The organism is Gemmatimonadota bacterium, from assembly GCA_021295815.1.
Taxonomy (GTDB): domain Bacteria; phylum Gemmatimonadota; class Gemmatimonadetes; order Longimicrobiales; family Gaopeijiaceae; genus JAGWBQ01.
The window spans coordinates 17,305-30,870 of the sequence record JAGWBQ010000007.1 but is presented as its reverse complement, the minus strand read 5'-3'; the positions used below and the strand labels follow the sequence as shown (position 1 = coordinate 30,870).

General features: G+C 66.1%; 11 protein-coding genes. 5 read left to right on the top strand and 6 right to left on the bottom strand.

Features of this window, described 5'->3' with window-relative positions; genetic code table 11:
* Genes J4G12_03710 through J4G12_03695 form a run of 4 tightly spaced genes read right to left on the bottom strand, consistent with a single transcriptional unit; the run spans window position 1 to window position 5,144 of the window.
* Window positions 1-825 (bottom strand): hypothetical protein, encoded by an 825-nt coding sequence (locus tag J4G12_03710; GenBank protein ID MCE2454912.1) that lies wholly within the window; start codon window positions 823-825, stop codon window positions 1-3.
* Window positions 759-2,534 carry a DNA primase gene (gene dnaG, locus J4G12_03705; GenBank protein MCE2454911.1) on the bottom strand — a complete coding sequence of 592 codons (1,776 nt, stop codon included), beginning with the start codon at window positions 2,532-2,534 and terminating at the stop codon, window positions 759-761. The genes J4G12_03710 and dnaG overlap by 67 nt, the downstream gene beginning before the upstream one ends.
* A complete protein-coding gene (locus tag J4G12_03700; GenBank protein MCE2454910.1) occupies window positions 2,531-4,618 on the bottom strand; it encodes a hypothetical protein in 2,088 nt (695 codons plus the stop codon). Before J4G12_03700 ends, dnaG begins: the two co-directional genes overlap by 4 nt.
* 55 nt (window positions 4,619-4,673) lie before the next feature.
* A complete protein-coding gene (locus J4G12_03695) occupies window positions 4,674-5,144 on the bottom strand; it encodes a GatB/YqeY domain-containing protein (protein ID MCE2454909.1) in 471 nt (156 codons plus the stop codon).
* 316 nt (window positions 5,145-5,460) lie between these two features.
* Between J4G12_03695 and J4G12_03690 the strand changes: the two genes are divergently transcribed.
* The 5 genes from J4G12_03690 to J4G12_03670 all read left to right on the top strand — a co-directional run bounded on the left by J4G12_03690 (window position 5,461) and on the right by J4G12_03670 (window position 11,330).
* The gene (locus J4G12_03690; protein ID MCE2454908.1) at window positions 5,461-6,072 is read left to right on the top strand and encodes a hypothetical protein; all 612 of its coding nucleotides are present in this window, start codon (window positions 5,461-5,463) and stop codon (window positions 6,070-6,072) included.
* The gene (locus J4G12_03685; protein MCE2454907.1) at window positions 6,066-6,509 is read left to right on the top strand and encodes a PKD domain-containing protein; all 444 of its coding nucleotides are present in this window, start codon (window positions 6,066-6,068) and stop codon (window positions 6,507-6,509) included. The genes J4G12_03690 and J4G12_03685 overlap by 7 nt, the downstream gene beginning before the upstream one ends.
* Window positions 6,510-6,613: 104 nt before the next feature.
* Window positions 6,614-9,586: a TonB-dependent receptor gene (locus tag J4G12_03680; GenBank protein MCE2454906.1), complete on the top strand. Its 2,973-nt coding sequence runs from the start codon at window positions 6,614-6,616 to the stop codon at window positions 9,584-9,586.
* A gap of 13 nt (window positions 9,587-9,599) precedes the next feature.
* Complete coding sequence (locus J4G12_03675; GenBank protein MCE2454905.1) at window positions 9,600-10,886, top strand: RagB/SusD family nutrient uptake outer membrane protein; 1,287 nt, start codon at window positions 9,600-9,602, stop codon at window positions 10,884-10,886.
* 9 nt (window positions 10,887-10,895) lie between these two features.
* Window positions 10,896-11,330: a hypothetical protein gene (locus J4G12_03670; GenBank protein MCE2454904.1), complete on the top strand. Its 435-nt coding sequence runs from the start codon at window positions 10,896-10,898 to the stop codon at window positions 11,328-11,330.
* Here J4G12_03670 and J4G12_03665 read toward each other — a convergent pair.
* The gene (locus J4G12_03665; protein ID MCE2454903.1) at window positions 11,305-12,477 is read right to left on the bottom strand and encodes a J domain-containing protein; all 1,173 of its coding nucleotides are present in this window, start codon (window positions 12,475-12,477) and stop codon (window positions 11,305-11,307) included. The two genes, J4G12_03670 and J4G12_03665, sit on opposite strands and share 26 nt — an antisense overlap.
* Window positions 12,477-13,550: a heat-inducible transcription repressor HrcA gene (hrcA, locus tag J4G12_03660; GenBank protein MCE2454902.1), complete on the bottom strand. Its 1,074-nt coding sequence runs from the start codon at window positions 13,548-13,550 to the stop codon at window positions 12,477-12,479. Before hrcA ends, J4G12_03665 begins: the two co-directional genes overlap by 1 nt.
* Window positions 13,551-13,566 lie beyond the last annotated feature (16 nt).

Genomic DNA, 13,566 nt, shown 5'->3' with positions numbered 1-13,566 from the left:
CTAGTTCGCCGTGGCTACGATGATGATGCCGCAGGCCTCGCACCGGATATGTCCACCGGCGCGAACTCGGCAGAGCTGCTGTAGGGGAACCAGCGCGTAACAGTCACCGCAGGCCTCGTCGTCGAGGACGGTCACGGCCTCGCGCCTGCCTCCTCTGCTCACACCCTCGTAAAGCCTTCGCAGCCGGGGGTCAAGCGACTGCACGATCACGGCCCGCCGGTCCCGGAGCGCGGCGAGCTCGCTCTCCGCCTCTCTCTGCTTTTCTCGCAGGGCGGTTTCCTCGGGTTCGACGGCGGCCCGAGTTAGCCCCGCCTCCTCGGTCAGCCCCGCTACCGTGTCCTCGAGGCGTCTCACCTGGTCCATGACCGAGAGCGATTCGGACTCGCCGTTGGCGAGCGCCCGGCGAACCATCTCCATCTCGGCGCTCACCGCCGCTTCTTCGCGGAGGTTACGTACAATCTTGGCCCTCTCGGTCAGCCGCTCGCGGCGCTCGTGATTCTGCTCAAGCATCCGGGCCAGGCGCCGCTCCTCCTTCTGCAGCTCGTCCAGTCTCTTCCGGGTCTCCCCGAGTTCTGCCTCGAGCTTCAGAGCCGGAAGCTCTACTTCCTCGATCTCGTTTTCGTAGGAGAGAACGCGTTTTCTGTTCCGTGCGATCACGTCGTCGAGTTCCCGGAGTTCCCGGAGCGCAGCAACTTGTTGGGTCATGTCAGTCCGATGTGTTGTGTAGGTGCGGGGCGGGGCCGCGCCGGCGAGTCGTGTCAAAACCCTTGCGCCGGCATTTCCGTCCGTTTCCTCTGGGCCTGCTTTTTCCTCGCGAGCTCCCATTTCTCCTCTTCGCTGAGGGCCGTCTCGATCGCCCTGGTATATCTCGCCTGTCGTCTCTGTTCGGCGGCGCCCTCGATTCGTTCAAGGCAGTCGGTCATCAAGTCCTGATAGTCCTCTTCGGCGAAGATCGGAGCCCTCGGGTCCTCGATGATCGCCTGGAAGAGCTCCGTCGCGCGGGAGCTGAGACGGTCGGGCGGCACCCGAGACCCGGGATTATCCAGTAGCACTTGGAAAATGGCTTTGTGGGCGTCGTCCGCAAGATCCGAAGCGCATACCTTCGCGGCGAGATCGTCGGCCAGATGCGGACGATGCGACATGACGAAGAGCAGGTTCATCACGACCCCCATCCGGCCTGCGGGGTCACCCTCGGTCAGGGAGCGAACCTTGGTGGTCTCTTGCTGGGGCTGAACCGGACTGGCCCGAAACTCGGCCACCGCCTCTTCCAAGGTGCTCCTCCGCACGCGCGTATGCTCGGCGGCCTGCGAGAAGTAGACGTCACGGAGAGACTGGTCGCCTGCGGCGACGGCTCTCAGGGTGGGCAGGAGCCGGTCCTTCGCCTTGATGCGCCCGTCGATGCTCTCGAGAAAACCCTTTTCCTGGAGAATCTGCAGCTTCCGGTCGAGAACGTCCACGGCGTCGCCGACGCACTTCGAGAGCTCCTCCGAGCCCTGAGCGCGGACGAGCGAATCGGGGTCCTCGCCGGCGGGCAGGGTCGCGACCAACGGGTGTGCGCCTGCCTCAAGCAGAGTGTCCGCCGCTCGGAAGGTGGCCCGCAGCCCCGCCGTGTCGGAGTCGAAGAGGACGATCACTTGCGGCGAGTAGCGGACGAGCAATATCGCCTGCTCGTGAGTCAAGGCCGTGCCGAGCGGCGCGACCACGTTTTCAAACCCGTGCGCGGCGAGCGAGACCACGTCCATGTACCCCTCGACGAGCAGCGTGCTCTTCGCTTTCCGGATGGCGTTTCTGGCCCCGACCAGCCCGTAGAGCACCTCGCTCTTTCGGAAGATCGGCGTCTCCGGCGAGTTGAGGTACTTGGCCGCCTTGGTCGCGGTCGACAGTATGCGTCCCCCGAAGCCGACGGTCCTGTTGCCAAAGACCTCGATGGGGAACATCACCCGGTCGCGGAACCGGTCGTAGGGCTCGCCGCCGTCCGCGCTCTCACCCAAGAGTCCGCCCTCGATCAGGCGGTCGTCGCCGTAGTCGTGAACAGCAGCGGCGCGACGGAGGTTCTGCCCGCCCGCCGGCGCCAGCCCCAGCGAAAATCGTTCCGAGACATCGTCGTCGACACCGCGCTCCTTCAGGTACGCGCGTGCTGCGGCACCTTCGTCCGACAGGAGGTTCCTGCGGAACCATTCCCGAGCGAAATCGTTCATTTCCCAGAAAATCCGGTAAATTTCCTCCTTGGGATCGTCGCGCCTCACCTCTCGAACCTCGATCCCCGACAGGCTGCCGACGTGTTTCACCGCAGCTGGAAAATCGTGGCCGACGTGATCCATGAGGAAGCGGAACACGTCGCCCGACTTGCCGCAACCGAAGCAATGAAACAAGTCCTTCTCGGGAACCACGTAGAAGCTGGGAGTGCGTTCCTCGTGGAACGGGCACTTCGCCTTGTACTCCTTGCCGGCCCGGACGAGCTGGACGAACTCGCCGATGACCCCGACGATGTCGGCGGCCGCGCGCACCTCCTCGACTTTCGAATCCGGAATCACGACCGCCTTCCTCCGGCTCTCTTCTCGCCGGCGCCTGCGGGATTCCCTTTCGGTAGCGCGATATCGCGAGGTCCGAGGTCGAAGCGGAGCCCGCCCAGCGCCACGACCACCCGATCATCCCGGACCGAAGCCACCCGTGCGCGACGCCCGTTGGCCCGGAGCACCACCTCGTCCCCCGGCGCCAGCTTGGAGAGATCGGCGGCGCGGAGCAGCACGGTCCCGGGCGGGAGCAAATCCGACTCCGAAATCTCGGGCCTCCCTGCGTGACGGCCGGCGGCGGCCTCGACCCGCGCCCGGGCTCTGCGGGCGGCGGCCTCGAGGTCGGTTTTCGCCTTCGCTTGACGCCTGAGCTCGCGAATGGTCGCCTCGACCTCGGTCCGGGCCGCCATCAGCAGGTCTCGAGCCTCCTTTCTGGCGACCCTCGCGGCAAGCCTTTCACGAGATCGCAGCGTCACCTCCCGTCGTTCGAGCTCTTCGTCCTTCCGCCTAGCCGCCGCTTCTCTCGCGTCGAGTTCGTCACCCTGGGAAGCGGCTTCGCGTTCCCTTCTCTCCAGCCTAGCGATCAGATCTTCGAGCCTGGTCCGATCATCGCCCAAATGGTCCCGGGCCTTTTCGAGCACCCTCCGCGGCAACCCGGCGGTCCTGGCCAGAGAAAGGGCATAGCTGCGTCCGGGTCGGCCCTTGGTCAACCGATAGGTCGGACGCATGCGCCCTTCGTCGAATTCGAGCGAGGCGTTGACGATGCCCGCCTCCGATGTCGCAAGCTCCTTGAGCGCGCTCAGATGCGAGGTGACGATGACGGAGGCCCCCCTTCCGACCAGCTCTTCGATCACCGCGCGGGCGAGTGCGGCCCCTTCGGCAGGATCGGTGCCGGTGCCGAGTTCGTCGAGCAGGATGAGCGAGCGAGCGTCGGCGAAAGCGAGCAGGCGGGCGATGTTGGAGAGATGGGCGGAAAAGGTGGAGAGCGAATGGGCGATCGACTGTTCGTCGCCGATGTCCGCGAAGAACGCTCCAAACGCCGGCAGGCGGGTGCCGGGGCCCACCGGAGGCGCGACGCCGCTCTGGGCCAGAGCGCAGATGAGTCCGGACGCCTTGAGGAAGACGCTCTTCCCTCCCGCGTTCGGCCCGGAGACGATTACCACCCGTTCCCCCTCGTCGAAGGAGAAGTCGAACGGTACGACGGGTTCCGAACCCTCGACGAGAAGCGGATGACGACCCGAGGAGATGCGGAGGGGCTCACCATCCGTGAGCTCGGGCACCGCGGCCCGCCAGGCCTTTGCCGCGAGAGCCCGCGCTGTGAGCGAATCCAACTCGGCCAGTGCCTCGAGGGCTCCTAGGATCTCGTCGACATGGGGAGCGACGGCGGCGCTCAGAGCCAGCAGCACCTCGCGCACCTCCCTGGCCTCCGCACGTTCCAGAGCCCTGAGTTCGTTGGTGAGCGAAATGGCCGCCGGAGGTTCGACGAAGAGGGTGCCGCCGCTGCGCGATTCGTCGTGGACGATCCCTCCCACCTCGCCCTTGCCTTCGCGGCGGATGGGGATGACGTAACGTCCGTCGCGAAGGGAGAGGGACGCGCCCGGAACCGCCAGCCGGGGCGGGAGCCGCTCCACGAAGTCGGTCATCCAGCGAACTATGCGGGTTCGGGCGCCCCGCACACTCGAACGGAGCCTCGCCAGCTCGGTCGAGGCTGCGTCCAGCACCTCGCCGTCAGGAGAGATGGCCCGGTCGATCGCCGCCTCCAGCTCCGGCAGCGACACCAGCCGGTCGATCACGAGTGCGAGCGCCGAGCCTCGCTCCCACGACCGGAAAACAGTTCCCAGCGCACGTGACATAGCCAAGGCCGCCCCGATGCCGGTCAGGGCCTTGGGTTCCAGGGCGGCGCCCTCGACGCGGGCGTCCTCGACCCGGTCGGCGACCGACGGGACCGTCGGCATGCACCAGCCGGGGCGCTCTTCGAGGAAGACCATGAGGGCGGAGATCCGGGCGAGTTCGCGCCGGGCGGAATCGCGGCCGCGCGGACGAAGACCGAGGACGATCCGGCGTCCGGCTGCGCTCGCGGCCCTGGCCGCAACTGTGTGCAGCACGCGATCGAACTCGAGCACCCGCAGAGCGTGCGCGTACCGCCCGTTCCGGGTTTCGCTAGCGTTCAGACGCATCCCCCCGGGAGGCGGCCGCCAGCTCCTCGCGCACTACGCGGCTCGCATCCCGACCGTCGAAACGGCCCCTGATCTTCGGCATGACCTTCCCCATCACGGCCCCCATGTGCGTGGTACCGGTCGAGATCGCCTCGCGTACGAACTCACGCACCTCGGCCTCGGTCAGGGCCGCAGGAAGGTAGGCGCCGAGCACCTCCGCCTGCGACCCTTCCACGGCGACCAGATCTTCTCTACCCGCCTTGTGCGCAAGTTCCGCAGCTTCCCGACGCCTCTTGATGCCCCGCGCGATGACACCGAGCACATCGTCGTCACCGAGCGTCACGCCTCGGTCGATCTCGCTGTTCCGCACCTCGGCTATCGTGGTCGAGAGCACGAGAATCCGCTCGCGGTCCCGGGCCCGACGGGCGGTGGCGAGGTCCGCGCGAAGTCGTGCCATCAGCGTTTTGGTGGTCATGGATCTTTCTTCCGTTCCTCTGGGTGCCTCGGACACGGCGTGGAGCGCGCCGGAATCCGATCTTGTTCGCCCGGCTGCCGACCGGCTCCGAGCCAGGCCCGGTCATGTCGAGACCGCCACCTTCAATGCGGACGGCGAGACGGCCTCGTTTTCCCGTGGGTCCTCGACCCGCCCTCCAAGCACCCGGCGGCGGCGTGCCGGGAAACCGTCGGGCGACGGGCTCCCGATGCGAAGGGGGCGGGCACCGCATCGGCGGCGGCCTACGGACCCGAAGGAACAGGCCGCAGCAAATACCGATGTTGCTTACATTTCAGAGATGAGCATGTTTCATTCTTCGAGCGCCCGAGCCAGAGAGCTTGGTGGGAGGTCCCGGAATTCCCGGCCCTCGCCGCGCACGGGGAGCGATCTTCCGGGCTCGCGGGTCGCGGCGAGCCTCGTCGCACTTGCGCTGCCGCTATGCGCCTGCCATACTTTCGCGCCGGTTTCGCCGGGTGAGCTCAGCGCGGGCGTCGGCATGCGAGCTCGCCTGAGCGCTTCGGTCGCCGATTCTCTGGAAACGGCGAGCTCGGGCGAATTCCGAGGCGCCAGAACGATCGAAGGCACGGTCGTCGGCCTTGACGCCGCCGAGATCGTAGTCGAAATCCCGGTCACCCGCGACTTCGTGGGCATGCGCCCGGTGGACCTCAATCAGCGTGTCCGGCTTCCGGTCGAAGAGTTGGAACTGGTGGAAATCAGACGGCTCAACGTCTTCAGAACCGGCATTCTCGTCGGCGGAGTCGGGGCCGGACTCGGCACAGTCGTGGCCAGCGGGCTGTTCGGATCCTTCGGAGGCTCGTCCCTCCCCGGCACCGGCCAGCCGGTCGAAGACGGGCGGGGCTTGATCCCCTTCCGGATCCGGATCCCCCTCGGGATCGGAGCCGGATGGTGAAGCCCGGATACGTCCCCGGCCGGCTCCGCGGACCGAGGCCCTCCCGAATCCCGATCAGCGGATCCGGACCGAGCCGGACGCTCACCGGGACGATCGTCGGACTGGGAGCGCTGACCCTTGCGATTCTGGCCGGGTGCTCCGAGTCGACCCTGTCCGTGGGTCACGAGCTCCGGTTCGGCCTGAGCTCCAACTCACCGGTCCCCGTCGGAGATTCCGTCATCTTCAGGTACGATGTCGCCGGCACCTCGCTCTCGGGAATGGTCATCGATTTCGGCGACTCTTCGGCCGATTCGCTCTCCTTCCACGGAGCCCAGACCGCCACCGGCCGCGTCGCCCATCGGTACGGCCGGAGCGGATCCTTCCCGGTTTCGGCAACCGTCACCGACGCGATTCAGGGTGCCCGAACCGAGACGCTTTCGGTCCAGGTCGACCCGTGATCCTTGCGCGTATTAGCACCGTCCTACAGTATTGTCCGCAGTCTGCCGTAATTTACGCAGTTCGGCTCGGCACGAGCCTTCATCCATCCGCTAGCGAGGGTACCATGAAACCACCTGTTCGGCCTGCATCGGCCTCCCCAATCTTCGGCCTCGCGACGGCCCTGGTCCTGCTCCTCGCCCAGCCGGCGGTCTCGCAGACCGGGTCGGTCACCGGTCGGATCACCGACGCCGCCTCGGGCGCCGCGCTGACGCAGGTCCAGACCTATCTCGAGGGCACGGGTCTGGGCACGCTCTCGCGCACGGACGGCCGCTTCGTCATCCTTAACGTGCCCACCGGCGACTACGTCCTGCTGGCTGAGAGGATCGGCTATGCGGGATACCGGAGCGAGATCACGATCACCGACGGCGGTACGGTCGAACTCGACTTCGTCATGGTTTCCGAGGCTCTCGGTCTCGACGAGATCGTGGTCACCGGCACGGCCGGGGCGGCCCGGAGGAGGGAAATCGGCAACACGATCGCCCAGGTGACGACTGCCGACGTGCTCGAGTCGCCGCAGAACGTGGACGCGCTCCTTCAAGGCAGGGTCGCCGGGATGCAGGTCTTCACCGCCTCCGGAAACGCCGGCAGCGGCGCCCGTATCCGTCTGCGTGGAAACGTGAGCGTGGCGATGAGCAACCAGCCCATCATCTACGTGGACGGCGTGCGTATCCGTTCCGACGGCTTCCACAAGAACGTGCCGCCCACCGGCTACCCGGGAAGAAGCGGCAACGACGTGTCGAGCCCACTCAACTCAATCAACCCCAGCGACATCGAGCGCATCGAGGTGATCAAGGGTGCGGCGGCGACCACGCTCTACGGTACCGAGGCTGCGGCCGGCGTAATCCAGATCTTCACGAAGCGAGGACATCGCGGCGGAGCCCAGTGGACCGTCTCGGTCGAGCAGGGCGTCGCCCGGCTCCAGCCCTTCGGCTTCCCGTCGAGCGAACGTCCCTCCTGGGAGGACGCGACGAGCGCGGCGGGCGGCACCTCCGACTTCATGTTCATCGACCCTTGGCTCCGCAACGCTCACCAGCAGCGTTACGCGGTATCGGTGGGGGGCGGCGGAGAGTCGCTCCAGTACTTCGTCTCCGGCGCCCTCGAGGACGACCTCGGCGTCCTTCCGAACGACAGCCAGCGGAAGTCAAACATCCGGGGCAACTTCACCTTCTCTCCGGCGACCAACCTCCAGGTCCAGTGGAACACCTCGTTTACAAACGATCAGTTCTCGAACACGGCGGCCGGCAACAACGCCCATGGATTGACCCTTAACGTCTACCGCAGGAGCCGCAACTACTTCGGCAACGAGGAGAAGGAGAATCTGGACAAGCTGCTCGGCCAGGAGATCACCACCCAGGTCGATCACTTCATCACCGGGGGAACGGCCACATACTCCCCCACGAGCAACTTCTCCAATCGCTTGAGCGTCGGCTACGATCTGGCGCAGCAGAACAACCGCAACCTGCGTCCGTTCGGCTTCGTCCGCGCTCCCACCGGCATCCTCGCCGACAACCGCTCCGAGTTCGAGACTCTCACTTTCGACTACGTGGGAACGCTCTCCTTCGATCTCACCGACGCCGTCGGCTCGGCCCTCTCCTTTGGAGGTCAGAGCGTCACCAGCGAGGTGTCGCAGACCGTGGCCTACGGCGAGAACTTCCCGGGGCCGGGTTCTCCCACGGTGACCACAGCCGGCACCAAGCTCGGATTCGAGGTGCGGGAGCGGGTGGTGAACGCCGGATTCTTCGCGCAGAACGTCTTCGACTACCGGGATCGCTACTTCCTCACGGCCGGAATGCGCGTCGACGGCAACTCGGCGTTCGGAAGGGACTTCGGACTCCAGGCCTACCCCAAGGTCAGTGGAAGCTGGGTGGTTTCGGACGAAGAGTTCTGGAGCTTCGACGGCCAGCTCAAGCTGCGGGCGGCCTGGGGACAGTCGGGACGGGCTCCGGGCGCCTTCGACGCGGTCCAGACCTACGACGGCGTGGGCTGGGGCACTCAGCCCGCCTTCTATCCGCGCGTGCTGGGGAATGCCGAACTCGGCCCGGAACGCACGGCCGAGCTGGAGGTCGGATTTGACGCTACGCTCTTCAGCGACAGGCTGGCGCTCGAGCTCACATACTACGACCAGCATACGACCGACGCGCTCTTCGCGGTGCGTCAGATACCATCCCTCGGCTTCATCGACTCGAACGGCGGCTCGTCGCAGCTCGAAAACGTGGGCGAGATCTTCAACAGCGGCATCGAGGCCGTGGTTTACGGAACCCTCTTCGAGAACGAGGCGTGGAGCTTCGATCTCGGCGCCACCGCTTACACGAACAGCAGTTCGGCCGGACTGCCGGAGGCATTCGCGCCCATCGCGGTCGGAGGCAACGGCTGGGTGGTCGACTCCCTGCCCGCGCCCATCATTCGAGGCGAGTGCGTGGAGAACCCCGACGAGATCGCCGAGCCGATCATCGTCGACGACTGCGACTACGGCCCCAACGCCCCCACTCACATCTTCGGGATTAACACCAACATCTCCATGCCGGGCGGTCTGCGGTTCAGCGCCCGCGGCGAATACCAGGGAGGTCACTACGTCACCGCCGGCGTGGCGAACAGCGCGGTGTCGCGCTCGGTTATCTGGGCGGGGTGCTACGACGCCTACAGCAAGCTGAGCTCGTTCGAGGACATCGCCAACGGCAACCTGTCGAATTGGACGGCGCTCGAGCGCGCCCGCTGCGACAGGCGCAACACCGACTCCAACTTCTGGGCCGAGAAGGCCGACTTCTTCAAGATCCGGGAGGTCGCGCTCATGATTCCGGTTCCCGAGTCCCTTCTGGGCGACGCCGCCAGCAGCGCCTCGATCACCGTATCGGGGCGGAACATCTTCCGCTGGACCAACCCGGACTGGACGCACTTCGATCCCGAGATGGGCGGCAACAACGACAACAACCCGGTGACCCGAGACGGAGCCGACCCCGGAGACTTCCTGGTCGCCAGCATCAGCGAACACATACCGGCGCCCGCGGTCTGGACCGTGGCGCTGCGGATGGTCTTCTAGGAGGAGCCGAGCAATGACATCGATCACGAACATCAAGCGGCTGTTCGCCGCCTCCCTCGCTGCGGTCGCGGTCTCGTCGTGCGACACCGAGGTCGTCAACCCCGGACCCATCGACTCCAGCTTCCTCGACGATCCGGCCTCGCAACTCGCCATCGCCAACGGCGCCGGGCGGGCCCTCGCCGACGCGCTCAACTGGATCTCCTATACCAGCGCGGCGATCGCTCGCGAAGTTCACCCCTCCGGCTCGACGGGGTCCTTCGGGATCTCGCCGAACCAGCAGGACGGCCGTCTGGAGGAGGACGAGGTGGGCGCCCACTGGTCGTTCTCGCACCGGGCGCGCTTCCTCGCCACCAACGGCCTGGAGCGCATCGACGGACTCGACCCTGCGGATCAGGACCAGGAACAACTCGCCCAGCTCTATCTCTGGGCCGGATTCACCCACCGTCTGCTCGGCGAGAGCATGTGCCAAGCGGTCATCGACGGCGGAGCGCAGCAATCCCACAGGGTACACCTGAACGACGCCCTGGCGGCCTTCAATCAAGCAGCGAGCTTTGGCGACTCCGAAGTTCAGAACGCGGCGATCGCGGGCAGGGCTTCGGTGCATGTCCAGCTCGGCGACTGGGACTCCGCAGTGGCGGACGCGACTCGGATCCAACCTGGGATGAGCTTCGTGATGCCCTACTTCAGCATCGGCGACGACGCCCAGGCCAACCGCATTCATCGCGCCTCGCGGGCCCAGCCCTACAAGGCGCACACCACCAGGTTCACCTGGGTCGAGGGCTACGGCCAGGAACCGACCGGATCTCCCTACGGCGATCCGCGCATTCCGTACGTAGTCACGGGCACCTACGGCGACGCCGCCACGGGCTGTTGCGGATCGGTGGATTTCAACCCGCAGCAGAAGCACGGCGACGACGACTCGCCCATCGAGCTCGCCTCCTACGAGGAGATGCAGCTCATCATCGCCGAAGACCTGATCCTGCACAGGGACGACATCCAGGGCGGCATGGCCATCATCAACTCGCTGCGCACTGCGGCAGGCATGAACGCGGAGAGCGCGGGCACGTTGACCGAAGCCATGACCTTCCTGAAGCGCGAGCACGCGATCGAGATGTGGCTTGAGGGGAGGCGGCTGGCGGCGCTGCGCCGCTGGAACGCCACACAGACTCCCGGCGATCTCCACCCGCTCGAACAGGTAGGTGACGGAAACAACACGACGGGTTCTCATCTCGAGACCCGGGACTTCTGCTTCCCGATTTCGGAAGCGGAGTGGGACACCAACCCGAACCTGACGCGCTGAACGAACACCTTGGACCGGATAGCCGCAGCAGCCCTGCAGGCTCTGGCGGAGCATCCGTTCCCCGCCGTCAAGCTTAGCGAGGTTACCAGGCTCGTCGGCGGCGGCGTGGATCGCTCCTTGGACGCGAGGCGCCTGCGCAGCCACCTGGAGCGCTATCCGGACTCCTTCACCGTGCTCGACCCCATGCGCGGACCGTGGCGCTGGCTGCTACCGAAATCTCGTGTCGGCGTTCGGACGGCCGATCCGTGGGTGCTCGGGCAGTCGAGCGCGAGCCCCGGGGCGGTAGGTGATCGGTGCGCTCTGATAATGCGCGATTCCATTCGCTGGCTTGCGAGGCACCTCGATCCCGACTCGCCGACCCAGGTCGCCCACTGGTGTTCGGTACTGCTGAGCGAAAGGGATGCGCGGAGAACCCTGGTCAGTTCCCGCTCAAGGCGCCCTTGACCCGCTCCCAGAACCCCTTGATAACCCGGGGACCGGCTCCGGGGACGGGCGGAGATCCTTCCAGCTCGCTCAACTCCCGGAAGAGACGCTCCTGTTCCGGACTCAACTGCTCCGGAGTCCAGACCCTGACCTTGAGGAGCTGATCACCTCGGTTTCGGCCTTGCAACTCGGGCAGCCCCAGTCCCTTCAAGCGCAGGGTGTCGCCGCTCTGGACCCCGGCCGGGACGGTGACCTTCGCGGGACCGTCGAGCGTAGGGACTTCCATCTCTCTCCCGAGGGCAGCTGTCGAGAAGGTGACGGCCACCTCGTGGATCAGCATGGTGCCGTCTCGCTCGAAGCGGGGATCGTCCTCGACGTGGAGCATCACGACGATGTCGCCTCTCGGGCCTCCGCCCCGTCCCACGCTGCCGCGTTCCTTGAGGGTCAGGAAATTCTCCGAGCCGACCCCGGGCGGAACCTCCACCTCCAGGGTCCGCGACTCGCGTTTGCGGCCCTCCCCCGAACATTCGCGGCAAGGATCCGAAACGACGCGGCCTTCGCCGCCGCAGCTCCGGCAGGGCTGGACGGTCACCATCTGACCGACGATCGAACGCTGCAGGCGCCGGATCTCTCCCCTGCCCTCGCAAACGGTGCATACCGACCGAGCCCCGGTCGAGGAGCCCGAACCTGAGCAGGTCCGGCAACGCTCCAGCAGAGCCAGCCTCAACTGCCTGGTAACCCCGGTGACCACGTCGGCGAGCTTGAGCCTGAGACGAATGCGCATGGTTTCGCCCCGCTCCACGCCGCTCCGGTCGCGTCGGTAGGAACCGCCGGGATCGAAAATGTCACCGAAGCCGCCCATTCCGGCTCCGCCGAAATCGCGCAGAAAGACCTCGAGGGCCGCGTTCATGTCGAAACCGAACCCACGTTGGCCGGTCGCTCCCCCGCCGCTCACGCCGGCCTCCCCGAAGCGGTCGTAGCGGGCGCGCTGGTCCGGGTCCTTGAGAGTTTCGTATGCGCGGGTGGCCTCCTTGAAAAGCTCCTCGGCTTCCCCGGACCCCTGGTTGCGATCGGGGTGGTACTTGAGCGCCTGCTTGCGATAGGCTCTCTTTATCTGCTCGGCGCTCGCGTCCTTGGGTACCCCGAGCAGGTCGTAGTAGTCGGCCATCAGCTCTCCAGCATCGTCGTCATCACGGTTGAGGTGTAGTCCACTATCGTCACGACCTTTTCGTACGCCATGCGGGTCGGGCCGATCACTCCGATCACTCCTTTGAGACCGCCGGCCCGATACTCGGAGGTCACCAAGGTGAAGTTCGAGAGCTCCTCGGAGTCGTTCTCGCCTCCGATGGTGACCACCAGACCGCCTCGCCGCCGATGGCCGCCCATAGCCCGGGCGAGAACATCTCTCCGTTCGGTCAAGCTTATGAGACCCTTGAGCTGCTCGCTGCGCGCGAACTCCGGCTGGTTGGCGAGAACGCTCGCTTGGCCGAGCATGACCGTGGAGCCGGTCAGAGGAGGGGACTCGAAGAGGTCGGGCCCCGACTGCACGAAGATGTTGACCAGCTCCTCCGCTCCCGGATCGCCGAGGTGCGTGTCCCTCATCCGGTCGTGGAGAGTCAGCCCGAGCTCGCGGAGAGTCAGGCCCGAGAGACGTTCGTTCATGGCCTGGGCTATGCGCGCCAGCGCTTGCGACCCGATCTCGACGGAGAGGTGAGCGTAAAGGGTCCTAGCTATGCCACCGGTTACCGTGCTCACGAGCATCACCTTGTCGCTCGACACCCGTATCAGATCGACGCGTTCGAGCACGGCGTCCCGGAGTGTGGGCGAGACCGCCACGCCGAGTTCGTCTGAAAAGAGCGAGATGGCGCGAACCGCCTGGCGGATGAGACGCTCGATGGCCGAGGCGCCCGCCACGTCGAGCTCGCTCCTGATGAATCTCTTCGCCTCGCCGCTCATCCTCCGAGGAGACATCACCGAATCCACGAAGAAGCGATAGGCCAGATCGGTCGGCACCCTGCCTGCGGATGTGTGCGGGTGAGACAGGTAGCCCTTCTCTTCGAGGTCGGCCATGGTGTTGCGGATGGTCGCAGCCGAAACCCCCAGATCGTAAGCCCTGGCCAACGTTCGGCTACCCGCAGGCTCGGCCGTGTCCACATATCGGCGTACCACCGCCTCGAGGACGTCGCGCTCGCGGTCACTGAGCTCGGAGCTGGAAATGGGTAGTGGGTTCAAGGCGGTCACCTTGCAAATCTACTCT